Origin of the sequence: Selenomonas sp. oral taxon 892 str. F0426, from assembly GCF_000468035.1 — a bacterium.
Lineage (GTDB): Bacteria > Bacillota > Negativicutes > Selenomonadales > Selenomonadaceae > Centipeda.
In genome coordinates this window covers 29,826-31,627 of the sequence record NZ_KI260537.1, presented here as the reverse complement: position 1 = coordinate 31,627, position 1,802 = coordinate 29,826, and the positions used below count along the sequence as shown (strand labels likewise).

Sequence of the window (1,802 nt, the reverse complement as noted above, 5' to 3'; positions counted from 1 at the left end):
ACCTACGGAAGAATCCGCATGTATCAGGCACTCAAGATCAAACAGCCGGAAGGCGTCCGTATTCCGAGTGAACGAACTGTTTACCGTGTTATGGAAGAGATTGGCTTAAGTCATCGCCCCAATCATAGACCGAACGGTATCACCAAAACAGATCATAAGGCACAGATGTCAGAGGATCTCATGGGGCGCGATTTTACTGCCGACACACCTCTTTCCAAGTGTGTCACTGACATGACAAAGATTCCGGCGTATGACGGAAAACTCTACATTTCAGCACTCTTTGACTGTTATGATGCCAGCGTGCTCGGACTGTCTATGGACACGAACATGAAGGCTTCTCTATGCGTAAGGATGCTGGATAACGCTATGCTCTCCTACCCAAAGCTCAGGGGAGCAATCCTGCACTCGGATCGCGGCAGCCAGTATACGAGTCAGCTGTATCGGGAGGCAATTCATACCTATGGGATTCGTCAAAGCATGAACAGTGCCGGTGGACGCTGTCATGACAATGCGCGCTGTGAGAGTATGTGGGCGCGCATGAAGTCCGAGCTGCTCTATGGACGCTATGACACAAAGAAGATGACAATCGAAGAGTTGAAGGTACTGGTTTGGCGATACTTCATGAGCTATTGGAACAACCGTCGGATTTGTTCAACAAACGGGGGGCTTCCTCCGATGGTGAAGCGGCGTCAGTTCTATGACTCTATTGCCGCAGCTACTTAAGCGTTCATTCCCTTGTGAGAAATTTGTCAACTGTTCTTGACAATATCATCCGTTGTGGTAGAATGGGGGTAATCCATAGTGCTCCTTTGCTGATGTTTTGTAGCAGAACCATTATAGCACGGGATGTCACTATGGATTTTGTTTTTGTTTAGCTGTTCAACTTCATTTTACAACGAACCGAATTATAATAACATGGAATATTTCAACCAATGATTGTACGAGAGGAGAAAACGTGATGAGCAAGGCGATTACAAACGATTTCGAGACACGCCGTTATCGTCTCGCCGAAGTGGCGAAATCGGGCGATGTCGCGACGCGCACACCGATCTACGCGACGGAGTCGACGAGCGGGGTTGTTTGGGTGCTAAAGCCGGGGCAAACAATCAAGCCGCACGGACACGCCAAAGCGGACGATATCTGGATCTGCATTCAAGGTGAGGGCGTTTTCTATCCAGCAATCGGCGAGGAACGCCCTATCGAAAAGGGGGATGTCATCGTCTCTGCAAAGGGGATGTGCCACGGCATGAAGAACACGGGCACAGAGGACTTCATTTTCGTTGGCATCCTTGCCCCCGTTCCGGCAGACTACTTTCCTATCGAAAAATAGCTATTATTTTAATCGCTTAATTTTCTGTGGAAAATTCTCCAGTGGGAGTAGTAGAGCGTTCAAATAGCAAGGTTGAACTTTATTATCAGTATTTTACTAAGATTTCTCACCACAGAGATTCCATTCGCTCTACCTGGACGTCTGGAATCTCTCTTTTTTGTTGCAAAGAATCATTAGCCATCTTCCCCTATCTTGTGTTATAATTTTCTTATATTTGAAACGTAGGAGGGAAGGCCGTTGTTTGCAAAGACCTATGGTGCGACGACCCTCGGGATAGATGGACGGATTATCGACGTTGAGGTGGATGTGTCGCCGGGGCTGCCGGGCTTTGAACTGGTGGGGCTTCCCGATACGTCGGTGAAGGAGTCGAAGGAGCGGGTGCGGACTGCCATTCGCAACTCCGGTATTCAGCTGCGGCAGGAGCGTGTGACGGTGAATCTTGCGCCCGCCGATGTGCGAAAGGACAGTTCCG

At 49.1% G+C, this 1,802-nt stretch carries 3 protein-coding genes; all 3 read left to right on the top strand.

Annotated features, from left to right (window positions below; translation table 11 throughout):
* A partial coding sequence (locus tag HMPREF1992_RS05190) for an IS3 family transposase (protein WP_037358703.1) occupies positions 1-723 on the top strand: 723 nt, incomplete at its 5' end.
* Positions 724-958: 235 nt separating this feature from the next.
* On the top strand, positions 959-1,330 hold the full coding sequence (locus HMPREF1992_RS05185) for a cupin domain-containing protein (protein WP_006696188.1): 372 nt from the start codon (positions 959-961) through the stop codon (positions 1,328-1,330).
* Between the two features lie 237 nt (positions 1,331-1,567).
* A partial coding sequence (locus HMPREF1992_RS05180; RefSeq protein WP_021684818.1) for a magnesium chelatase domain-containing protein occupies positions 1,568-1,802 on the top strand: 235 nt, incomplete at its 3' end.